Below are 20,928 nucleotides of genomic sequence, written 5' to 3'. Positions count from 1 at the left end.
GTGGTCCGCGCCGGGTACGCCTCCGTCGCGCCCCGGCGCCGTCCCGTACGCCGAGGAGCCCTGGTACGCGACGACCGCCCCCCCACGGGGCGTGGTCCCCGCCTCTCGGGGCCCACCGTGTCAGGGACGCAGGGGGAGCGCCGTCAGCGCGGCCACCAGCCAGGTCAGCGGGGCGAAGGCGGCGAGCAGGGTCGCCGCGCGCAGCAGCGCGGCCGAGCGGAGCAGGCCCGCCGGGGCGCCGAGGCGGAGCAGGGCGGCGGCCGTGCCGGCCCGGCGCTGCCGGGTCTCCACGGCGGCGGTGAGCAGCGCGGCCGACGCACACGCCAGGACGAGGGTCGCGCCGAGTCCGGACAGCGGGCCGAAGGGCCGGGTGTCGGCCTGCGCGTACAGGGTGTTCGCCGCGATCCCCGCGGAGACGACCGCGCACAGCACGCCGAGGGGCCGGCCGACGCGGCGGGACTCGTCCATCAGCGCGCGGCCGGCGAGGAGCCGCGCCGCGCCCGGCCGGTACGCCTGGAGGAGCCGTCCGCACAGGTGGGTGAGGCCCGGTCCGGTCACGGCGAGGCCCAGGGTGGCCAGGGCCCAGCCGGCCAGGGCGGGGACGGGGCTGCCGGGCACGCCGCCCGGCAGCGGCAGCGCGTCGCCCGTGCCGCGCACCCCGTACAGCTCCAGCGCCAGGCCCGCCGCCATGAGGGCGACGCCCCAGGGCAGGCCGGCCGGCGCGGTCACCGAGTCGAACGGGTCGCGGGCGGCGGGGGGCGCGGCGTCGGCGTCCGCTCCGGTGGCGGCCCGCCGCCCGCCGGTGCGCTCCCGGCCGGGGCGCAGGACCAGCGCGACGGCGGTGGACGCGACGACCGGGACGAGCGCGAGCAGGGTCAGCGCGGCGGGCACCGGCAGGGGCCGCCCGCCGCCCAGCAGGTCGGCGCCGGCCCCGCCGAACGGGAGACCGGGCAGGCCGCCGCGCAGGTGCAGGGAGACGAGGAGCGCGAGCACCGAGCCGAGCGTGCAGGCGGCGGCGGTCGACGCCGCCGCGATGGCGGTCAGCCGGGCCGGGCCGAGCCCGATGGAGGAGAGCCCGGGCCGGGGGCGGGTGCTCGGGTCGGTGCGCGCCACGGCGACCGCCAGGTGCACGGCGGCGGCGAGCGGCAGGGCGCACCAGGCGAGCCGGAGCACGGAGGCGGACGGCCGGTCGGGGTGCGCCACGGCGTGCCCGAGGGCGCACAGCAGCAGGAAGCCCGCCCCCGCCGACGCCGCGGCGACCAGCAGCCGCAGTAGGAGGAAGGGGTGGGCGCCGCGGGCTAGACGGAGAGCGAGCACGCGTCGCGCCCCTCCACCTCGGCGGTCCTCGGGGCGTTGACGCGCCGTCCGTCGAGCAGGGCGACGACACGGTCGGCGAGGGCGGCGACCTGCGTGTCGTACGTGGCGAGGACGACGGTGATGCGGTGCGAGCGCGCCGCGGCGGTCAGGGTGCGCAGCACCTGTGCGCCCTCCGCGCTGTGCAGGGTGGCGGTGGGCTCGTCGGCGAAGAGGACGGCGGGCTCGGCGGCGAGCGCGCGGGCGACGGCGACGCGCTGGCGCTGCGCCTGGAGCAGGGCGCGAGGTCGCCGCTTGGCGCAGGCGCCGATGTCGAGCCGCTCCAGCCATTCGAGGGCGGCGGCCTTGGCGGCCCGGCGGGGGGTGCCGCGCAGCAGCAGGGGCAGGGCGGCGTTCTCCCAGGCGGTGAGCTCGGGCACGAGGGTGGGCTCCGGGTCGATCCAGGCGAACCGGTCGCGGCGGAGCCGTTCCCGCTGGAACGGGCTCATGGTGTGGACGGGGGCACTGTTGAACCAGACCTCGCCCTCCTGGGGGGCGGTCTGGCCGGCGAGACAGCGCAGCAGTGTCGTTTTTCCGCACCCGCGCGGGCCGTGGACGGCGAGGATCTCGCCCTCGCGAACGCCGAGCGAGACGCCGCTGAGTGCGGGGGAGCCGTTGTGCGTGTGGTGCAGGGAACGCGCCCACAGCACGTCGTTGTCGGGCGGGGCCACCATGTCTCTCATCCCATCGGATCAGCTCGGAGCCTTCTGGAGTCCCCCCGAACCGGTCGGAACATAACACGCGGCTCGGCGGGCCCCAACGGGATGGCACCGTAACGGGAAACGGCCGCGGCCCGGATGCACCCGCATGGGTGAATCCGGGCCGCGGCCGGCCGACGTACGGCCCGATCGGCCAGGGCAAGTCCGATCGGTCGACCGGTCAGAGCTTGGTCCAGGCCTCGGTGAGGGTGGCCCGGAGGATCTGCTCGATCTCGTCGAACGTCGACTGGTCGGAGACCAGCGGCGGGGCGAGCTGGACGACCGGGTCGCCGCGGTCGTCGGCGCGGCAGTACAGCCCGTTGTCGAACAGCGCCTTGGAGAGGAAGCCGTACAGGACGCGCTCGGTCTCCTCCTCGTTGAAGGACTCCTTGGTGTGCTTGTCCTTCACGAGCTCGATGCCGTAGAAGAAGCCGTTGCCGCGCACGTCGCCGACGATCGGCAGGTCGTGCAGCTTCTCCAGCGTCGCGCGGAACGCGCCCTCGTTGTCCAGGACGTGCTGGTTGAGGTTCTCGCGCTCGAAGATGTCGAGGTTGGCGAGGCCGACGGCCGCGGAGACCGGGTGGCCGCCGAAGGTGTAGCCGTGCAGGAACGTGTTGTCGCCCTTGTAGAACGGCTCGGCGAGGCGGTCGGAGATGATGCACGCGCCGATCGGGGAGTAGCCCGAGGTCATGCCCTTGGCGCAGGTGATCATGTCCGGCACGTAGTCGAACTTGTCGCAGGCGAACATCGTGCCGAGGCGGCCGAAGGCGCAGATGACCTCGTCGGAGACGAGCAGCACGTCGTACCGGTCGCAGATCTCGCGGACCCGCTGGAAGTACCCGGGCGGCGGCGGGAAGCAGCCGCCGGCGTTCTGCACCGGCTCCAGGAAGACCGCGGCGACGGTGTCCGGGCCCTCGAAGAGGATCTGCTGCTCGATCTGGTCGGCGGCCCAGCGGCCGAAGGCCTCCGGGGAGACGCCGGAACCGTCGTCGAGGAAGGAGGGCGCGCGGTAGATGTTGGTGTTCGGCACCTTGTGCGCGCCGGGGACCAGCGGCTCGAAGGGGGCCTTCAGGCCCGGCAGGCCGGTGATGGACAGGGCGCCCTGCGGCGTGCCGTGGTAGGCGACGGCGCGGGATATCACCTTGTGCTTGGTCGGCTTGCCGACGAGCTTGAAGTACTGCTTCGCCAGCTTCCAGGCGGTCTCGACCGCCTCGCCGCCGCCGGTGGTGAAGAAGACCTTGTTCAGGTCGCCGGGGGCGTGGTGGGCGAGGCGCTCGGCCAGCTCGACGGCGCGCGGGTGGGCGTACGACCACACGGGGAAGAACGCGAGCTCCTGCGCCTGCTTGTACGCGGTCTCGGCGAGCTCGGTGCGGCCGTGGCCCGCCTGGACGACGAACAGGCCGGCGAGGCCGTCGAGGTAGCGCTTGCCCTTGTCGTCGTAGATGTAGGTGCCCTCGCCGCGGACGATGGTCGGGACGGGGCTGTTCTCGTACGACGACATGCGGGTGAAGTGCATCCACAGGTGGTCGTAGGCGGACTTTGACAGGTCGCTGCGGGAGTTGCTCACGGCTATCGGGTTCCCCACATGTAGGTCTGCTTCTTGAGCTTGAGGTAGACGAAGCTCTCGGTGGAGCGCACGCCGGGGAGGGTGCGGATGCGCTTGTTGATCACATCCAGCAGGTGGGCGTCGTCCTCGCAGACGACCTCCACCATCAGGTCGAACGAGCCCGCGGTCATCACCACGTACTCGCACTCGGGCATGGCGGTCAGCGCGTCGGCCACCGGGTCCACGTCGCCCTCGACGTTGATGCCGAGCATCGCCTGCCGCCGGAAGCCCACGGTGAGCGGGTCGGTGACGGCGACGATCTGCATCACGTTCTGGTCGAGGAGCTTCTGGACGCGCTGCCGCACGGCCGCCTCCGACAGGCCCACGGCCTTGCCGATGGCGGCGTAGGGACGGCGCCCGTCCTCCTGGAGCTGTTCGATGATCGCCAGGGACACGGCGTCGATCGCGGGGGACGATCCACTGTTGGTCCTGGAGTCTGCGCTTCGACTGGCCACACCTTCACTCTGCACCGAGACCCGTCGGTTTCGCAACCTCAGAATAGCGGAATCCGTTGTTTGTGGTTGTCGATCTCACTGAATCCGAAGTTCTGGAGCGTCGGGCCTGTCGAAAGCGTGGCATCAGCGACTAGGCTGGGTGTCTCACCCACCGGACAGCACCACCGGGCCGGAGGGTGACCACGGACACCGAAATCGACAGGAGGGTGGCCACGTGACCACCGAACTGCGTCGTCTGCGCAACTACATCAACGGCGAGTTCCGGGATGCCGCCGACGGACGGACCATCGACGTCGTCAACCCCGCCACCGGGGAGGTCTACGCCACCTCTCCGCTCTCGGGCCCGGCCGACGTGGACGCCGCCATGGAGGCCGCCGCCGCCGCGTTCCCCGCCTGGCGGGACGCCACCCCGGCCGAGCGCCAGAAGGCCCTGCTGAAGATCGCGGACGCGTTCGAGGAGCGCGCGGAGGAGCTGATCGCCGCCGAGTGCGAGAACACCGGCAAGCCCTTCGGCCTCACGCGGACCGAGGAACTGCCCCCGATGGTGGACCAGATCCGCTTCTTCGCCGGCGCCGCGCGGCTGCTGGAGGGCCGCTCCGCGGGCGAGTACATGGAGGGCATGACCTCCATCGTCCGCCGCGAGCCGATCGGCGTCTGCGCCCAGGTCGCGCCGTGGAACTACCCGATGATGATGGCCGTGTGGAAGTTCGCCCCGGCCCTCGCCGCGGGCAACACCGTCGTCCTCAAGCCGTCCGACACGACGCCCGCCTCGACGGTCCTGATCGCCGAGATCATGGGGACGGTCCTGCCCAAGGGCGTCTTCAACGTCATCTGCGGCGATCGCGACACCGGCCGGGCGATGGTCGAGCACCCGGTCCCGGCGATGGCCTCCATCACCGGTTCCGTACGCGCCGGCATGCAGGTCGCCGAGTCGGCCGCCAAGGACGTCAAGCGCGTCCACCTGGAGCTGGGCGGCAAGGCCCCGGTCGTCGTCTTCGAGGACGTCGACATCGAGAAGGCCGTCGAGGACATCTCCGTCGCCGGCTTCTTCAACGCCGGCCAGGACTGCACGGCCGCCACCCGCGTCCTGGTCCACGAGTCGATCCACGACGAGTTCGTCGCCGCCCTCGCCAAGGCCGCCGCCGGCACGAGGACCGGCGCGCCCGAGGACGAGGACGCGCTGTACGGCCCGCTCAACAACGCCAACCAGCTCAAGCAGGTCAGCGGCTTCATCGACCGCCTCCCGGCCCACGCCAAGGTGGAGGCGGGCGGCCACCGCGTCGGCGAGAAGGGCTACTTCTACGCGCCGACCGTCGTCTCCGGCCTCAAGCAGGACGACGAGATCATCCAGAACGAGGTCTTCGGCCCCGTCATCACCGTCCAGTCGTTCCGCGACGAGGAGCAGGCGCTGGAGTACGCGAACGGCGTCGAGTACGCCCTCGCCTCCTCCGTCTGGACCAAGGACCACGCGCGCGCGATGCGCATGTCCAAGGCCCTCGACTTCGGCTGCGTCTGGATCAACACCCACATCCCGCTGGTCGCCGAGATGCCGCACGGCGGCTTCAAGAAGTCCGGCTACGGCAAGGACCTGTCGGCGTACGGCTTCGAGGACTACACGCGCATCAAGCACGTGATGACCTCGCTGAGCTGACGCTTCGCGACCGACCGGAGGGCGGACCCGTGCGGGGGGCCGCCCTCCGGGCGTTTCCGCGGACGGTCGTTTCCGCGGACGGTCGTTCCCCCGGTGCGGGCGGTCCCGCCCCGTCCGGGCCGCGGTCGCCGCCGTCCTCCCGCACACGCTCGCGCGGAAGGCCGCCGGGCTCCGGCGAAGGGGCGGTGAACACGGGCGTACGCTGCGGACATGACCGAGCAGAACGCCCTTCTGAGGCGGATCCGTGTGTGGTTGGTGTTCTTCATCGTCTGCCTGGTGCTGAGCGGGGCGACCGCCTTCCCGCTCGTCACCGAGATGCGCCTGGCCCACGACGCGCTGACCGGCTGGGCGTCGCCCGTCGCCGACGCCTTCCCCGGTCTGCTGGAGTGGATCGAGCGCGTCCGCGCCGGCCTGGACACCGCCGACTCCCGGTACCCGTTCCTGCTCTACGGCACGGACTGGCTGGCCTTCGCGCACCTCGTCATCGCGGTCGCCTTCTACGGCCCGTACCGCGACCCCGTACGCAACGTCTGGGTGGTCGACTTCGGGATGATCGCCTGCGCCGGGATCGTCCCGCTCGCCCTGATCTGCGGCCCGATCCGCGACATCCCCGTCTGGTGGTCGCTGATCGACATGTCGTTCGGGGTGTTCGGGGTGGTCCCGCTGCTGGTGGTGCGCCGTCAGATCAAGCGGCTGGAAGCCCTGACGGAACCGGTCATGACGGTACGCCGAACGCTGCCCGTGTGATCCGGCGGCCGGTCACCGGGCCCGCCTCCCGACCCTCGGCGCCGGGGGAGCCGGCCGAGCGCACCGGGGCACCGGACGGGCCCCGGGCGGCCCGCGCCGACCGCGCCGTCCCCCGGCAGGCGCCCGCCCCGCGCCGACCGCGCCGTCCCCGGCGGCTGTCCGGCCCGCGCCACGGGACCCGCCCGCCGCCGGCGCCGTGATCCTGTGAGCCCGTACGCCCGTACGCCCGTCAAGGCTTGCGGGCCACGGCGCCGAACTGGGCGACCACGCCCCCCTGCCCGGGCCGGGGCCGCCAGTTGGCGCAGGACACGATGCCCGGCTCCAGGACCTCCAGTCCGTCGAGGAACGACGCGAACTCCTCGCGGCTGCGGGCGGTGATGGGCGGCGTGGCGTTGGCGTTCCAGAACGCCATCGCCTCCACGTTGCCCTCGCCGCCCAGCTCCGGGTCGGTCGTCGGGTGGGTCAGCACCAGGTGGCTGCCGGACGGGACGGCGGCCATCAGGGTCCGGACGATCCGCCGGGCCTCGTCCGTGTCGAGGACGAAGTTGAGGATGCCGAGCATCATCACGGCCACCGGCCGCCCCAGGTCCAGGGTCGGCGCCACCGCGTCGAGGATGGCCTCCGGGCGGTGGGCGTCCGCGTCGACGTACTCCGTGGCGCCCTCGGGCGAGCCGGTGAGCAGGGCGCGCGCGTGGGTGAGCACGATCGGGTCGTTGTCGACGTACACGATCCGCGCGTCGGGGGCGACGCGCTGGGCGACCTCGTGGGTGTTGTCCGCGGTCGGCAGGCCGGTGCCGATGTCCAGGAACTGCCGGATGCCGGCCTCCGCCGCGAGGTGCGTCACCGCGCGGCCGAGGAACGCCCGGTCGGCGCGGGCGACTTCGCCGATGCTCGGGTGGAGCGAGGCGACCCGGTCGCCGACGACGCGGTCGACGGGGTAGTTGTCCTTGCCGCCGAGCCAGTAGTTCCACACGCGTGCGTTGTGTGCGACGTCGGTGCGGATCCGGTCGATGTGGTCGGACGTCACGTACGGGCTCCCGTCAGTACGGCGTTGAGCGTGTCCACGCGGTTGGTGGTGATCGAGTCCACCCCGTTGGCGATCAGCTTACGCATGGTCCTGCGCGTGTCGGCCGTCCACGCGGAGACGAGCAGCCCGTCGCGGTGGACGCGGTCCGCCAGCGCCCTGCTCACCAACCCGAAGCGGTAGTTGAGCCAGCGCGGGGCCAGCGCGTCCAGGAGCACGGGGCGGACCGGCGCGAGCGTCGTCCACGTCAGGGCCAGTTCGGCGGCCGGGTCGGCGGCGCGGACGAGCAGCATGGCGGGCGCGCTGGAACAGTAGAAGACCCGGTCCTCCGCGTCGCACTCGTGGACGGCGCCGACGACGGCGCGCACGGACGCCTCGGTGGCGCCGGGCAGGTCGATCATCACGCGGTGCGGAGCCGCCGCGGCCAGCGCCTCGTGCAGCGTCGGCACGCCCTCCGGACCGGTCCGCTCCCGCACCTCGGCGAAGCCGAGCGCGGCGAGCGGCCGGTCGACGCGCCAGAGCCGCCGCAGCGTGTCGTCGTGGAGGAGGACCGGGACGCCGTCCCAGGTGAGCCGTACGTCGATCTCCACGGCGTCCGCGCCGCGGGCCAGCGCCGAGCGGATCGACGCGACCGTGTTCTCACGGACCCGGTACGGGTCGCCCCGGTGCCCCACGGCGGTGACGGTGCGCATGTGACCCATTGTCGGCGCCGGGCGGGTCAGAGCGCGAGCCACTGCTCCGTGTACGCGTCGATCTCCCCGGTGATCCGGGCCTTGCCGGCCGGGTCCAGGAAGGACGCCTCGACGGCGTTCTTCGCGAGGGCGGCGACCCCCCGCTCGTCGAGTCCGAGGAGGCGGGCGGCGACCCCGTACTCGGTGTTCAGGTCGGTGCCGAACATCGGCGGGTCGTCGGAGTTGATCGTGACGAGGACCCCGGCGGCCACCATCTCCCTGATGGGGTGCCGGTCGAGGTCGGGGACGGCGCGGGTGGCGATGTTGGAGGTGGGGCAGACCTCCAGGGCGATGCGGTGCTCGGCGAGGTGCGCGAGGAGCGCCGGGTCCTGCGCGGCGCTCGTGCCGTGGCCGATGCGCTCGGCGCGCAGGTGGGTCAGCGCGTCCCAGACGGTCTGCGGGCCGGTCGTCTCGCCGGCGTGCGGCACGGAGTGCAGGCCGGCGGCGATGGCCCGGTCGAAGTACGGCTTGAACTGCGGGCGCGGCACTCCGATCTCCGGCCCGCCGAGGCCGAACGACACGAGCCCCTCGGGCCGCAGGTCCACGGCGAGGCGGGTGGTCTCCTCGGCGGACTCCAGACCGGCCTCGCCGGGGATGTCGAAGCACCAGCGCAGGATCACGCCCAGCTCGGTCTCGGCGGCGGTGCGGGCGTCCTCGATGGCCGCCATGAACGCCTTCTCGTCGATCCCGCGCCGCACCGAGCTGTACGGCGTGATCGTCAACTCCGCGTACCGGATGTTCTGCCGCGCCATGTCGCGGGCGATCTCGTAGGTCAGCAGCCGGACGTCCTCGGGGGTGCGGACCAGATCGACGACCGACAGGTAGACCTCGACGAAGTGCGCGAAGTCGGTGAAGGTGAAGTAGTCCACCAGCGCCTCGGGGTCCGTGGGCACCTTCGAGTCGGGGTGGCGGGCGGCCAGCTCCGAGACGATGCGGGGCGAGGCCGAGCCGACGTGGTGGACGTGCAGCTCCGCCTTGGGCAAGCCCGCGATGAAGGGGCGCAGATCGGTCATCGGTGTCCTCCGTGCGTGTGGGCCGTCCCTGGTCACGGATCATCGTAGGCGGGTCGTTAGCATGTTCGGACACGATGGGGGAGCCTCATGTCAGAGAACAGCGAGCGGAACGACCCCTGGGCGCCGCCGGAGAGCCGGCCGGCCCAGTTGCCGGGGATCGACCTGGGCAAGGCCGCGTCGCCGGCGTCCGGGCCGCACGACCAGCCGACGGTGACGTCGATGCCCACCGACGGCTTCGGCCCCCCCCAGGGCGACCGACTGCCGCCGCCCCCGGTCGCGCCCGGCGGACCCGCCCAGCCCGCCCCCGGCCCGTACGGCTACCCGGCGCCGGGCGCCGCGCCCGCTCCGGGCGCCCAGGGCGGCTACGGCTACCCGGCGCCGGCGGGCTACCCCGGTTCGTACGGGACGTACGGCGGCGCCGGCGCGTGGGGCCCCGGCCCGGCGAACGGGCTGGGCATCGCGTCCATGGTCATCGGCATCGTCTCGCTCGTGACCTGCTTCCTGTACGGCCTCGGCGTTGTTCTGGGCATCCTCGCCCTGGTCTTCGGCATCATCGGCCGCAAGCGCGTGCAGCGGGGCGAGGCGAACAACGGCGGCATGGCCACGGCGGGCATCGTCACCGGCGCGGTCGGCATCGTGCTCGGCGCCGTGGTCCTGGGCCTCATGATCTGGGCGATCGTCCAGGGCGTGAACCACGAGGACGACGGCGGCAACCACGACGACCCGTACGCCACCTCCCTGGTCGTCACGGATCCGGGGACCCCGGCCCCGAGGTGATCGTCGGGCCCTACGATGGGCCGACGCGTTCCTCGGAGGGGAGACCACTCATGTCCGACCCGTATCAGCAGCCCGGCGGCTTCGGGCCCAGCCCGTACGGCACCGGCCAGCCGCCGCAGCCCGGCTACGGGTACCCGGCACCGGCCACCCCTCCGCCGCCCCCGGCCGGCTACCCGACCGCTCCGCCGTCCCCGGCCGGCTACCCGACCGCTCCGCAGCCCTCGCCGTACGCGGCGCCCGCGCCCGTCTACGGCGCGCCCGTGCCGCAGCCCAGCAACGGGCTGGGCACCGCGGGCCTGGTGCTCGGCATCATCGGCGTCGTCTGCAACCTGACCGTCTTCCTCTGGTTCATCGGCGTGATCCTCGGCATCCTCGCGATCATCTTCGGCGCGGTCGGCCGGGGCAAGGCCAACCGCGGCGAGGCGACCAACAAGGGCGCGGCCACGGCGGGCCTCATCACGGGCATCATCTCGGCCGTCCTGATCCCCGGCATCCTGCTGCTGCTGTTCGCCGGCGCCATGGGCCTGGCCTCCAGCACCTGACCGGACCGTCCGGCCCCGGTGGCCCGGCACGCCCCCGGCGTGTCGGGCCACCGGCGTCCGACCCCGCCGCACTACCGCCCGCGCAGCTCCTCGCGCGCGTCCATCAGCGCGAAGCCCAGCAGGTTGAGGCCCCGCCAGCGGGCCGGGTCGTGGGCGCGCTCGTCGTCGGCGGCGAGCCCGATCCCCCACACGCGGTCCACCGGGCTGGCCTCCACCAGGACCCGGTCGCCCGTGCCGAGCAGGAAGCCCAGCAACTCCGGGTGGTGCGCGAACTTGTGGCGGCTGCCCGCCACCACGATCCCGTACCGCTCGCGCTCCCAGACGGCCTCGTCGAAGCCGCGCACCAGCCGCCCCGCCTTCTTCGCGAGCGCCGGATTCGCCGCCGAGACGGCCCTCCGCTCCGCCTCGGCGTCGCCGAACAGCCGTGCCTTGGCGGCCATCATCCAGTGCTCCGCCGTCGCGTACACGACGCCGTCGACCGTGAACGGAGAGGGCCACCACTGGCTCAGGCAGCTCGCCCCGATCCTCCCGTCGGGGCGCGGGCGGTGCCCCCAGAAATGCAGGTACTTCACCCGGTCACCCCTGCCGACCCGCCCGATCAGCGCTTCCAGCCGTTCCATGCACGCCAGCATGGCAGCCGCCCCTGACACTCCGTACGGGGTTTTCCGGCGCGGCACGCCACGGGGTCGACCGAATCCGTCGCGTAATCAAAAGGCAACAACGGAATCCCTTGTTGGGTGGGTGGCCCTCTGCCAGGATCGGCACCCCATTCACGCCGGGACAACGGAGAGCGTCCATGGACGACCGCTTCCCCACCGCCGCGGAGCGGGGCAGCGTCCCGCCGCGGGTGCGCGGCGCACCGCGGGCCGCCCGCGGCCCGGCACCCCGGGCCGCGCCCACGCTCCCGTCGTCCCCGCCCGCGGCGAGGAGGCCCGCACGTACGAACCGGCCGGCACCGCCGACGTGGACGCGGCCGTCGCCGCCCGCGCCGCCCGCGCCGTCCACGTCGTCCGGGCCGCCCGCGCCGTCCACGTCGTCCGGGCCGCCCGCGCCGTCCGGGCGGGCCGCGCCGTCCGGGCGGGCCGCGTCCCGGGCGGCGGCCCCGTCCCGACCGTCAGCGGGACGCCCCACGGGGGCCACCGAGCGCCAGGCTTCGGGAAGGGCGTGCCAACCTACTCCTTCGAGCAGTACACGCAGGTCAAACACGTCATCCACGACAACACCGCGGTCGCCGGGAAGGATCGGCGCCGCACGGTCTCCGGGGCCCGACGCCCGCAGCACGCCGCCCGGCCGGCGGCCCGACCCCTCCCGAAAGGCACAGCGCATGGAGCAGTACGAGCCCGACCGCCTCTCCGCGGCACAACGCGCCGCGATGCGGCGCAGCCTGGCGAACGGCAGGGGAGCCCTCACCCGCCGCTCCCTGCTGCGCGCCCAGGGCGCCGGTGCCCTCGCCCTCGCCGGGCTCGCCGGGCTGAGCGGCTGCGGCATCCCGCCCGCCCGACGGGAGGGCCAGGGCCCCGCCCCCACCGACCACTCGGCCGCGGAGAGGCGGCTCACCTTCTCCAACTGGACGCAGTACATCGACGTCAGCGAGGACGAGAAGCGCCGCCCCACGCTGGAGGAGTTCACCGAGCGGACCGGGATCGCGGTCAGGTACACCGAGGACATCAACGACAACGTCGAGTTCTTCGGCAAGATCAGACCGCAGCTCGCCGCCGGCCAGGACACCGGGCGCGACCTGATCTGCCTCACCGACTGGCTCGCCGCCCGCGTCATCCGCCTCGGCTGGGCCCAGAAGCTCGACCCGGCGAACCTCCCCACCGCGTACGCCAACCTCGCCCCGCAGTTCCGCCGCCCCGACTGGGACCCGGGCCGCGCCTACTCCTACCCCTGGACCGGCATCTCCACCGTCATCGCCTACAACGCCAGGGCGACCGGCGGCCGCACGGTCGACTCCGTCACCCAGCTCCTCGACGACCCCCGGCTCAAGGGCCGCGTCGCCTTCCTCTCCGAGATGCGCGACACGGTCGGCATGACCCTCCTCGACATGGGCAAGGACCCCGGCGCGGTCACCGCCGCCGACTACGACGCGGCGATCGGCCGCCTCCAGAAGGGCGTCGACACGAAGCAGATCCGCCGCTTCACCGGCAACGACTACACCGCCGACCTCAGCAAGGGCGACCTGGCGGCGTGCCTCGCCTGGGCGGGCGACCTCATCCAGCTCCGGGCCGACAACCCCGACATCAGGTTCGCGATCCCCGCCGCCGGCTACCTCACCTCCACCGACAACCTGCTCGTCCCGGCCGGGGCCCGGCACAAGGCCAACGCCGAGAAGCTCATCGACTACTACTACGAGCCCCCCGTCGCCGCCCGGCTCGCCGCGTACATCAACTACGTCTGCCCCGTCGAGGGCGTACGCGAGGAACTCGCCCGGATCGACCCGGCGATGGCGGCGAACACGCTGATCCTCCCCGACCGGGCCACGGCCGCGAAGTCGCACGCCTTCCGCTCCCTCAGCGGCGCGGAGGAGACGGCGTTCGAGGAGAAGTTCGCCAAGCTCATCGGCGCCTGAGCCGACCGCGGCCCGCCCCCGTTCCGCCCCCGACCCCCTGGGACCCCACCCATGACCGACACGCACACCGGCGGCGACGTCCGCCTCGCCGGGATCAGCAAGACGTACGGCTCGTTCACCGCCGTCCACCCGCTCGACCTGACCGTCCCCGAGGGCTCCTTCTTCGCCCTCCTCGGCGCCTCCGGCTGCGGCAAGACCACCACCCTGCGCATGATCGCCGGCCTGGAGGAACCCACCACCGGCGCGGTCCTGCTCGGCGACCGCGACGTCACCGGCCTCCCCCCGCACAAGCGGCCGGTGAACACCGTCTTCCAGTCCTACGCCCTCTTCCCGCACCTGGACGTCCACGAGAACGTCGCCTTCGGCCTGCGCCGGCGCGGCGTCAGGTCCGTCAAGCGCCAGGTCGAGGAGATGCTCGACCTCGTCCAGCTCGGCGACAGGGCCCGGCACCGCCCGCACCAGCTCTCCGGCGGCCAGCAGCAGCGCGTCGCCGTCGCCCGCGCCCTGATCAACCACCCCCGCGTGCTCCTCCTCGACGAGCCGCTCGGCGCCCTCGACCTGAAGCTGCGCCGCCGGATGCAGCTGGAGCTCAAGCGCATCCAGACCGAGGTCGGCATCACGTTCGTCCACGTCACCCACGACCAGGAGGAGGCCATGACCATGGCCGACACGGTCGCCGTGATGAACGCCGGCCGCGTCGAGCAACTGGGCGCCCCCGCCGAGCTGTACGACAACCCGCGCACCACGTTCGTCGCCAACTTCCTCGGCACCTCCAACCTCATCGAGGCCGAGGTCGCCGAGTCCGGCGCCGACGTCGTCGTCACGGCCGGCGGCGGCGCGCTGCGGCTGCCCGCCGCCCGCTGCTCCGCCCCCGCCCGCCCCGGCGGCCGGCTCCTCGTCGGCATCCGCCCGGAGAAGATCGCGCTCGCGCACGCCGACGACGCGGACGCGATCCCCGCCGGCCGCAACAGGGTCACCGGCCGCGTCACCGACGCGTCCTTCATCGGCGTGTCCACCCAGTACGCCGTCGACGGCCCCGCCGGCACCGGCCTCCAGGTGTACGAGCAGAACGTCGAACGCGACCCGCGGCTCGTCCCCGGCGCCGAGGTCGTCCTCCACTGGAACCCGGCCCACACCTTCGGCCTCGACGCCGCGCAGGACGCGGAGGCGGGCGCCCCGACGGTGGAGGACGCCCCGTGACGACCGCCACCGGCACCCCGCCCGGGGCGGTGGCGACGACCGCCCCCGCCCCCGCCGCACGGCGGCGCTCCGCGCGCCGGCGGCTCGTCCCGTACTGGCTGCTGCTGCCCGGCGTCCTGTGGCTGCTGGTCTTCTTCGTCCTGCCGCTGGTCTACCAGGCGTCCACCTCCGTGCAGACCGGCTCCCTGGAGGAGGGGTTCCGGGTCACCTGGCACTTCTCGACGTACGGGGAGGCCCTGCGCGAGTACCACCCGCAGTTCGCGAAGTCGCTGCTGTACGCCGGGACCGCCACCCTGCTGTGCCTGCTGCTCGGCTACCCGCTCGCGTACCTCATCGCCTTCCGGGCCGGCCGCTGGCGCCACGTCCTGCTCGTCCTCGTCGTCGCGCCGTTCTTCACCAGCTTCCTCATCCGGACGCTGGCCTGGAAGACGATCCTCGCGGACGGCGGCACCGTCGTCGGGGCCCTCGACGCGCTGCACGTCCTCGACGTGACCAGCCGGCTCGGCTGGACCGAGGGCGACCGGGTCCTCGCCACGCCGCTCGCGGTCGTGTGCGGACTGACGTACAACTTCCTGCCGTTCATGATCCTGCCGCTGTACACCTCGCTGGAGCGGATCGACGGGCGGCTCCACGAGGCGGCCGGGGACCTCTACGCCCCGCCCGCCACCACCTTCCGCACGGTGACCCTCCCGCTGTCCATGCCGGGCGTCGTCTCCGGCACGCTGCTCACCTTCATCCCCGCGAGCGGCGACTACGTCAACGCCGAGCTCCTCGGGTCGACCGACACGAAGATGATCGGGAACGTCATCCAGGGCCAGTTCCTCCGGGTGCTCGACTACCCGACCGCAGCCGCGCTGTCGTTCCTCCTCATGGCCGTCGTGCTGATCGTGGTCACCGTCCACATCCGCCGGGCCGGAACGGAGGACCTGGTCTGATGCTGCGCTGGATACGACGCCACCTCGTCGTCCTCGCGGGCCTGCTCACGCTCGCCTACCTCACCCTGCCGAACGTCGTCGTCCTGGTGTTCTCGTTCAACCGGCCCGACGGCCGCTTCAACTACACCTGGCAGCGGTTCTCGCTGGACGCCTGGAAGGACCCCTGCGGCGTCCCCGACCTGTGCGGCGCGCTCACCCTGTCGCTCCAGCTCGCCGTCTGGGCCACGCTCGGCGCGACCGCGCTCGGCACGATGATCGCCTTCGCGCTGGTCCGCTACCGCTTCCGGGCGCGCGGCGCGGTCAACGCGCTGATCTTCCTGCCGATGTCCATGCCCGAGGTCGTCATGGCCGCCTCGCTGCTCACGCTGTTCCTCAACATGGGCGCCGAGCTGGGCTTTTGGACGGTCCTCATCGCCCACGTCATGTTCTGCCTGAGCTTCGTCGTCGTCGCGGTCAAGGCGCGCGTGACGTCCATGGACCCGCGCCTGGAGGAGGCCGCGCGGGACCTCTACGCCGGCCCCGTGCAGACCTTCCTGCGGGTCACCCTGCCGATCGCGGCACCGGGCATCGCGGCCGGCGCGCTGCTCGCCTTCGCGCTGTCGTTCGACGACTTCATCATCACCAACTTCACCGCCGGCTCGACGGTCACCTTCCCCATGTTCGTGTGGGGCTCGGCCCAGCGCGGCACCCCCGTGCAGATCAACGTCGTCGGCACGGCGATGTCCGTCGTCGCGGTGCTGGCCGTCGTCGCCGGACACCTGCTCACCGCCCGCCGGAAACGGACGGGAAGACACCAGTAGCACCGGAACCCGGAGGGAGTGGGAGCCATGGCCCCCGCCGCCATGCGCACCGCCGCACGATCGCTCTCGGACGCCCAGCCCGTCCCCTTCTGGCTGGAGGACCCCGGCAGGCCCGCCGCCCTGCCCGCCCTCGCCGCCACCGAGCACTGCGACCTCCTCGTCGTCGGCGGCGGCTACACCGGGCTGTGGACGGCGCTCCTCGCCAAGGAGCGCGACCCCGGGCGGGACGTCGTGCTCATCGAGGGCCGGGAGGCGGGCTGGGCCGCCTCCGGGCGCAACGGCGGCTTCTGCGCCGCCTCCCTCACCCACGGCCTCGGCAACGGCCTGGCCCGCTGGCCCGCCGAACTGCCGAAGCTGGAGGAGCTCGGCGCGCGCAACCTCGACGCCATCGAGGACGCCCTCACGGCGTACGGCATCGACTGCGACTTCGAGCGCACCGGCGAGATCGACGTCGCCACCGAACCCCACCAACTCGACGAGCTGCGCGCGCTGTACGAGGAGGCCGGCCGGCGCGGCCTCGGCGGCGGCCTGGAGCTCCTCGACCGGGACGCGGTCCGCGCCCAGGTCGACTCGCCGACGTTCCTCGGCGGCCTCTGGGACCGGCGCGGCGTCGCCGTCCTCCACCCGGCGAAGCTCGTCTGGGGCCTGAAGCGGGCCTGCCTCGACGCGGGGGTCCGCCTGTACGAGAACACCCGCGGCCTCGACCTCGCCGCGTCCGGTGCCGCCATGGCCGTCCGCACCCCGTACGGCCGCGTCCTCGCCCGCCGGGTCGCCCTCGGCACCAACGTCTTCCCGTCCCTCGTCCGGCGCGCCCGCCCCTACACCGTCCCCGTCTACGACTACGCCCTGATGACCGAGCCGCTCACCGCGGACCGGCTCGCCTCCGTCGGCTGGAGGAACCGCCAGGGCCTCGGCGACAGCGCCAACCAGTTCCACTACTTCCGGCTCAGCGCCGACAACCGCGTCCTGTGGGGCGGCTACGACGCGATCTACCCGTTCGGCGGGCGCGTCCGCGCCGAACTGGACCAGCGCCCCGAGACGTACCTGACCCTCGCCGCGCACTTCTTCCGCTGCTTCCCGCAACTGGAGGGCGTGCGGTTCAGCCACGCCTGGGGCGGCGCCATCGACACCTGCTCCCGCTTCGCCGCCTTCTTCGGCACCGCGCACCGCGGCCGGGTCGCGTACGCCGCCGGGTACACCGGGCTCGGCGTGGGCGCGTCCCGGTTCGGCGCGGACGTGATGCTGGACCTGCTGTCGGGGGAGCGCACGGAGCGCACGGAGCTGGAGATGGTCCGCACCAAACCGCTGCCGTTCCCGCCGGAGCCGTTCACCTGGGCGGGCATCGGCGTGACCAAGTGGTCCCTGGCCCGCGCCGACGCCAACGGCGGACGCCGCAACCTGTGGCTGCGCGCCCTGGACCGCCTCGGCCTCGGCTTCGACAGCTAGCGGGGGCGCCCCGCCGCCGCGCGCCGGGCGGGCGAGCGCCGTGCGCCCGCCGCGCCCGTCCGCGCGCCGGTTCACTCCTTCGGGAACGGCGAAACCGCGTGACGATCCCCGCGCGTCCACCTCTCCCGTGTGAGGGAACTGCCGGGCAGGGCAGTCACGCGCGGACATGGAGGCTGTGGACGCATGACGGGTTCTGGGGTTTCGGGGAGGGCCGGCTCGTCCGGGGCGGTGGTGGAGTGGCTGGTGTCGGTGGCGCCCGACCCCGACGCCTGCCGGTGGGAGTGGGAGCGCGACCCGCGGGGGACCACGCTCCTGCCCGCCGGGCGGCGCTGGGACGTGCTCATCGTCCCGGCCCGGCTCGGCTACCCCACGCTGGACGTGCTCCAGCGGCTGGTCGACCGCCCCGGGCCGGTACTCCGCGACTTCGGCGACGAGCGGGTGGGCTTCTTCGTCCCGGCCGGCACGGCCGCGCGCTGGGTCGGCACGGGGGTCCGCGGTGCAGGCGGCGGCACCTGGATCGTCGTCCCGTACCCGGGGCGGGCCTTGGGCGGGGTGCGCTGGCTGGTCCTGCCGGACGGAGCGGGCACGCTCACCGACCCGGCGCTGCTGGAGCTGGCGATGCACGAGGCGGCGGGGCGCCTCGCGGGGGGCGGTGACGACCGGAGGTCTTGACAACCGGATTGGTCTGGACCATGTTGTGCGCGCCGCACGTCGACACCCCCACACCCGGAGGAAGTTGTGGACCGCACCCGTCGCACCAGACCTCTCGCCGCCGTACTGGCGGCCACGATCGCGGCGGGCGGCCTCATCGCCGCGACGCGGACCGCCGAGGCCCGCCCGCACCCCGCGACCGCGGCCGAAGCCGCCCCACCCGCCGCCTTCGCCGACACCGAACTCGTCCGCAACGGCGGCTTCGAGGCCGGCCTGGACGGCTGGACCTGCACGGCGGGAGGCGCGGCCGCCGCCGTCACCTCGCCCGTGCACGGCGGCACCCGCGCCCTGAAGGCCACCCCCGCGGGCGGCGACAACGCCCGCTGCTCCCAGACCGTCGCCGTGCGCCCCGACTCGGCGTACACGCTCAGCGGCTGGGTGCGGGGCGGCTACGCGTACCTCGGCGCGTCCGGCACCGGCACCACCGACACGTACACCTGGACGCCCTCGGCCGCCGACTGGCAGAAGCTCACCACGACCTTCCGCACCGGCCCCGCCACCACCTCGGTCACCCTCTACACGCACGGCTGGTACGGCACGCCCGCCTACCACGCCGACGACCTCTCCCTCACCGGCCCCGGCGGCGACCCCGTCACGGTCCCCGCCGCGCCCACCGGGCTCACCGCGGGCACCCCCACCTCCTCCAGCGTGCCGCTGAGCTGGCAACCCGTCAGCGGCGCGACCGGCTACACCGTCTACCGCGACGGCGCGAAGGCCCTGTCGGTCACCGGCACGTCGGCCACCGTCACCGGCCTCGCCGCCAACACCTCGTACGCCTTCCAGGTCACCGCGACTAACAGCGCGGGCGAGTCCCCCAAGTCCCCGGTCACCACGGCGCGCACCGCCGAAGGCGGCACCCCCGGCCCCGGCCCGCAGCTGCCCGCCCACGCCCTCGTCGGCTACCTCCACGCCAGCTTCGCCAACGGCTCCGGGTACACCCGCATGGCCGACGTGCCGGACTCCTGGGACGTCGTCAACCTCGCCTTCGGCGAACCGACCTCCGTCACCTCCGGCGACATCCGCTTCAGCCTCTGTCCCCGCACCGAGTGCCCGAACGTCGAGACCGTCGACGAGTTCAAGGCGGCCATCAAGGCCAAGCAGGCCGCCGGCAAGAAGGTCCTGATCTCCATCGGCGGCCAGAACGGGCAGGTCCAGCTCGCCTCCACCGCCGCCCGCGACGCCTTCGTCTCCTCCGTCTCGAAGATCATCGACGAGTACGGCCTCGACGGCCTCGACATCGACTTCGAAGGCCACTCGCTCTCCCTGAACACGGGCGACACCGACTTCCGCAACCCCACGACGCCGGTCATCGTCAACCTGATCTCGGCGCTGAAGACGCTGAAGGCCAAGTACGGCCCCGACTTCGTCCTGACGATGGCGCCCGAGACCTTCTTCGTGCAGCTCGGCTACCAGTTCTACGGCTCCGGTCCCTGGGGCGGGCAGGACCCGCGCGCCGGCGCCTACCTGCCGGTCATCCACGCCCTGCGCGACGACCTGACGCTCCTGCACGTCCAGGACTACAACTCCGGCCCGATCATGGGCCTCGACAACCAGTACCACCACATGGGCAGCGCGGACTTCCACATCGCGATGACCGACATGCTGCTCACCGGCTTCCCCGTCGCGGGCGACGCCGGGCGCTTCTTCCCGGCGCTCCGCCCCGAGCAGGTCGCCATCGGCCTGCCCGCCTCCCCGAACGCCGGCAACGGCCACACCCCGCCCGCCGAGGTGAACAAGGCCCTGAACTGCCTCACCAGGAAGACCGACTGCGGCACCTACCAGCCCCACGGCACCTGGCCCGCCCTGCGCGGCCTGATGACCTGGTCCATCAACTGGGACCGCTTCAACGGCTGGGAGTTCTCCCGGAACTTCGACGCCTACGGATGGCGCTGACCCCGAGGAGGCCCGCCCCGAACAACAGCACGCTGCCCACCACGTCCAGCGGCCAGTGGTAGCCGCGCAGGACGAGACCGGTGCCCGTCGCCGCCGTCAGCACCGTGGCGACGGGCACCAGCGCGCGCCGGCGCGTCAGCAGCGCCGCCGCCCCGTACGCCACCAGCGCCGTCGCCGTGTGCCCGGACGGGTAGTAGCCCGTCGCGTCGGTGAGCGGACCGGGCCGGTCGAGGAGCAGCTTCAGCGGGACCACGAGGGCCGGTACGAGCGCCATGGCCGCGCCCGCGCACAGCGCCTGCCACCGGCGCCCGCGCCACACGGCGTACGCCACGGCGGCGGCCAGCACGGGGAGGGCGACGGGAAGGCCGCCGAGGTCGGCGCCCAGCTCGGTGAGCCACGCGGGGCCGCGGCCGGCCAGGGCCCGCCCGGCGCGCTCGTCCAGGGCGGCGAGCGGCCCGCGGACCGCCACCTGCCACGTGACCAGCAGGAACCCGCACAGGGAGAGCAGCGCGACGACGAAAGCCGGCCGTCCCGGAACAGGGGGGGTTGTTCCGGGACGGCCGGCGGGACCGGTGTGCCGCTCGCCCCGGGGGGTATGGGGCGGGCGACCGTCCGATCGGTGAGGATCGCCGGTACGCGAGGTGCCGGCGGTGTGCGCGAAGGCACGCCCGGGGCGGAACCGGGGAAGCCCCGACCCGGATCCGCCCCCGGTTTCCCGCGGGCGGGGTTCTTCTCTCATCGGTCTCGACCGTACGCCACGGGCGGGGGGACCGA

The 20,928-nt window shown here is 73.5% G+C and carries 20 protein-coding genes; 11 read left to right on the top strand and 9 right to left on the bottom strand.

Annotated elements, in window-relative coordinates; genetic code table 11:
* Nucleotides 1-120 precede the first annotated feature (120 nt).
* The 4 genes from RND61_RS17415 to RND61_RS17400 all read right to left on the bottom strand — a co-directional run bounded on the left by RND61_RS17415 (nucleotide 121) and on the right by RND61_RS17400 (nucleotide 4,127).
* Nucleotides 121-1,317 (bottom strand): hypothetical protein, encoded by a 1,197-nt coding sequence (locus tag RND61_RS17415; RefSeq protein WP_315878899.1) that lies wholly within the window; start codon nucleotides 1,315-1,317, stop codon nucleotides 121-123.
* Entirely contained in the window at nucleotides 1,299-2,027 is a 729-nt protein-coding gene (locus tag RND61_RS17410) for an ABC transporter ATP-binding protein (RefSeq protein ID WP_315878898.1), read from the bottom strand. The genes RND61_RS17415 and RND61_RS17410 overlap by 19 nt, the downstream gene beginning before the upstream one ends.
* Nucleotides 2,028-2,232: 205 nt before the next feature.
* On the bottom strand, nucleotides 2,233-3,636 hold the full coding sequence (locus RND61_RS17405) for an aspartate aminotransferase family protein (RefSeq protein WP_315878897.1): 1,404 nt from the start codon (nucleotides 3,634-3,636) through the stop codon (nucleotides 2,233-2,235).
* Nucleotides 3,621-4,127: an Lrp/AsnC family transcriptional regulator gene (locus RND61_RS17400; RefSeq protein WP_315878896.1), complete on the bottom strand. Its 507-nt coding sequence runs from the start codon at nucleotides 4,125-4,127 to the stop codon at nucleotides 3,621-3,623. Before RND61_RS17400 ends, RND61_RS17405 begins: the two co-directional genes overlap by 16 nt.
* A 199-nt stretch (nucleotides 4,128-4,326) precedes the next feature.
* On the opposite strand from RND61_RS17400, the gene RND61_RS17395 reads away from it, so the two are divergent.
* Nucleotides 4,327-5,763, top strand: a complete 1,437-nt coding sequence (locus RND61_RS17395) for a gamma-aminobutyraldehyde dehydrogenase (protein ID WP_315878895.1) — start codon at nucleotides 4,327-4,329, stop codon at nucleotides 5,761-5,763.
* A gap of 210 nt (nucleotides 5,764-5,973) precedes the next feature.
* The gene (locus RND61_RS17390) at nucleotides 5,974-6,510 is read left to right on the top strand and encodes a hypothetical protein (protein WP_315878894.1); all 537 of its coding nucleotides are present in this window, start codon (nucleotides 5,974-5,976) and stop codon (nucleotides 6,508-6,510) included.
* Nucleotides 6,511-6,739: 229 nt separating this feature from the next.
* Here RND61_RS17390 and RND61_RS17385 read toward each other — a convergent pair whose 3' ends face one another.
* From RND61_RS17385 to RND61_RS17375, 3 genes are read right to left on the bottom strand one after another with little or no spacing between them, the layout of a single operon-like run.
* Complete coding sequence (locus tag RND61_RS17385; RefSeq protein ID WP_315878893.1) at nucleotides 6,740-7,537, bottom strand: SAM-dependent methyltransferase; 798 nt, start codon at nucleotides 7,535-7,537, stop codon at nucleotides 6,740-6,742.
* Nucleotides 7,534-8,226, bottom strand: coding sequence for a glycerophosphodiester phosphodiesterase (locus RND61_RS17380; RefSeq protein WP_315878892.1), 693 nt, complete (start codon nucleotides 8,224-8,226; stop codon nucleotides 7,534-7,536). Before RND61_RS17380 ends, RND61_RS17385 begins: the two co-directional genes overlap by 4 nt.
* A 26-nt stretch (nucleotides 8,227-8,252) precedes the next feature.
* Nucleotides 8,253-9,278 carry an adenosine deaminase gene (locus tag RND61_RS17375; protein ID WP_315878891.1) on the bottom strand — a complete coding sequence of 342 codons (1,026 nt, stop codon included), beginning with the start codon at nucleotides 9,276-9,278 and terminating at the stop codon, nucleotides 8,253-8,255.
* Between the two features lie 87 nt (nucleotides 9,279-9,365).
* Between RND61_RS17375 and RND61_RS17370 the strand changes: the two genes are divergently transcribed.
* On the top strand, nucleotides 9,366-10,055 hold the full coding sequence (locus tag RND61_RS17370) for a DUF4190 domain-containing protein (RefSeq protein WP_315878890.1): 690 nt from the start codon (nucleotides 9,366-9,368) through the stop codon (nucleotides 10,053-10,055).
* Between the two features lie 50 nt (nucleotides 10,056-10,105).
* On the top strand, nucleotides 10,106-10,597 hold the full coding sequence (locus RND61_RS17365; RefSeq protein WP_315878889.1) for a DUF4190 domain-containing protein: 492 nt from the start codon (nucleotides 10,106-10,108) through the stop codon (nucleotides 10,595-10,597).
* A 71-nt stretch (nucleotides 10,598-10,668) separates the two neighbouring features.
* Here RND61_RS17365 and RND61_RS17360 read toward each other — a convergent pair whose 3' ends face one another.
* Complete coding sequence (locus RND61_RS17360) at nucleotides 10,669-11,217, bottom strand: NADAR family protein (protein ID WP_315878888.1); 549 nt, start codon at nucleotides 11,215-11,217, stop codon at nucleotides 10,669-10,671.
* Between the two features lie 704 nt (nucleotides 11,218-11,921).
* On the opposite strand from RND61_RS17360, the gene RND61_RS17355 reads away from it, so the two are divergent.
* From RND61_RS17355 to RND61_RS17325, 7 genes are all read left to right on the top strand, one after another.
* On the top strand, nucleotides 11,922-13,169 hold the full coding sequence (locus tag RND61_RS17355) for a polyamine ABC transporter substrate-binding protein (protein WP_315878887.1): 1,248 nt from the start codon (nucleotides 11,922-11,924) through the stop codon (nucleotides 13,167-13,169).
* Nucleotides 13,170-13,220: 51 nt separating this feature from the next.
* Nucleotides 13,221-14,369: an ABC transporter ATP-binding protein gene (locus RND61_RS17350; RefSeq protein ID WP_315878886.1), complete on the top strand. Its 1,149-nt coding sequence runs from the start codon at nucleotides 13,221-13,223 to the stop codon at nucleotides 14,367-14,369.
* Nucleotides 14,370-14,398: 29 nt separating this feature from the next.
* Nucleotides 14,399-15,304, top strand: coding sequence for an ABC transporter permease (locus RND61_RS17345; protein WP_315878959.1), 906 nt, complete (start codon nucleotides 14,399-14,401; stop codon nucleotides 15,302-15,304).
* Nucleotides 15,304-16,104 carry an ABC transporter permease gene (locus tag RND61_RS17340; protein ID WP_315878885.1) on the top strand — a complete coding sequence of 267 codons (801 nt, stop codon included), beginning with the start codon at nucleotides 15,304-15,306 and terminating at the stop codon, nucleotides 16,102-16,104. Before RND61_RS17345 ends, RND61_RS17340 begins: the two co-directional genes overlap by 1 nt.
* A 27-nt stretch (nucleotides 16,105-16,131) precedes the next feature.
* A complete protein-coding gene (locus tag RND61_RS17335) occupies nucleotides 16,132-17,550 on the top strand; it encodes an NAD(P)/FAD-dependent oxidoreductase (RefSeq protein ID WP_315878884.1) in 1,419 nt (472 codons plus the stop codon).
* A 183-nt stretch (nucleotides 17,551-17,733) separates the two neighbouring features.
* Complete coding sequence (locus RND61_RS17330; RefSeq protein WP_315878883.1) at nucleotides 17,734-18,222, top strand: hypothetical protein; 489 nt, start codon at nucleotides 17,734-17,736, stop codon at nucleotides 18,220-18,222.
* 66 nt (nucleotides 18,223-18,288) lie between these two features.
* A complete protein-coding gene (locus tag RND61_RS17325) occupies nucleotides 18,289-20,154 on the top strand; it encodes a chitinase (RefSeq protein WP_315878882.1) in 1,866 nt (621 codons plus the stop codon).
* On the opposite strand, the gene RND61_RS17320 is transcribed toward RND61_RS17325, so the two are convergent.
* Nucleotides 20,105-20,893, bottom strand: a complete 789-nt coding sequence (locus RND61_RS17320; protein ID WP_315878881.1) for a phosphatase PAP2 family protein — start codon at nucleotides 20,891-20,893, stop codon at nucleotides 20,105-20,107. The genes RND61_RS17325 and RND61_RS17320 overlap by 50 nt on opposite strands.
* Nucleotides 20,894-20,928 lie beyond the last annotated feature (35 nt).

The organism is Streptomyces tamarix (assembly GCF_032423885.1).
In the GTDB taxonomy this organism is placed as follows: domain Bacteria; phylum Actinomycetota; class Actinomycetes; order Streptomycetales; family Streptomycetaceae; genus Streptomyces; species Streptomyces tamarix.
This window is presented reverse-complemented; position numbering and strand designations above follow the sequence as displayed.

Bases quoted from the DNA above. Each gene is read 5' to 3' on its own strand.
- RND61_RS17320 (WP_315878881.1), bottom strand. From the start codon at position 20,893: ATGAGAGAAGAACCCCGCCCGCGGGAAACCGGGGGCGGATCCGGGTCG.
- RND61_RS17370 (WP_315878890.1), top strand. From the start codon at position 9,366: ATGTCAGAGAACAGCGAGCGGAACGACCCCTGGGCGCCGCCGGAGAGC.
- RND61_RS17355 (WP_315878887.1), top strand. From the start codon at position 11,922: ATGGAGCAGTACGAGCCCGACCGCCTCTCCGCGGCACAACGCGCCGCG.
- RND61_RS17360 (WP_315878888.1), bottom strand. From the start codon at position 11,217: ATGGAACGGCTGGAAGCGCTGATCGGGCGGGTCGGCAGGGGTGACCGG.
- RND61_RS17365 (WP_315878889.1), top strand. From the start codon at position 10,106: ATGTCCGACCCGTATCAGCAGCCCGGCGGCTTCGGGCCCAGCCCGTAC.
- RND61_RS17380 (WP_315878892.1), bottom strand. From the start codon at position 8,226: ATGCGCACCGTCACCGCCGTGGGGCACCGGGGCGACCCGTACCGGGTC.
- RND61_RS17350 (WP_315878886.1), top strand. From the start codon at position 13,221: ATGACCGACACGCACACCGGCGGCGACGTCCGCCTCGCCGGGATCAGC.
- RND61_RS17340 (WP_315878885.1), top strand. From the start codon at position 15,304: ATGCTGCGCTGGATACGACGCCACCTCGTCGTCCTCGCGGGCCTGCTC.
- RND61_RS17375 (WP_315878891.1), bottom strand. From the start codon at position 9,278: ATGACCGATCTGCGCCCCTTCATCGCGGGCTTGCCCAAGGCGGAGCTG.
- RND61_RS17410 (WP_315878898.1), bottom strand. From the start codon at position 2,027: ATGGTGGCCCCGCCCGACAACGACGTGCTGTGGGCGCGTTCCCTGCAC.
- RND61_RS17335 (WP_315878884.1), top strand. From the start codon at position 16,132: ATGGCCCCCGCCGCCATGCGCACCGCCGCACGATCGCTCTCGGACGCC.
- RND61_RS17390 (WP_315878894.1), top strand. From the start codon at position 5,974: ATGACCGAGCAGAACGCCCTTCTGAGGCGGATCCGTGTGTGGTTGGTG.
- RND61_RS17330 (WP_315878883.1), top strand. From the start codon at position 17,734: ATGACGGGTTCTGGGGTTTCGGGGAGGGCCGGCTCGTCCGGGGCGGTG.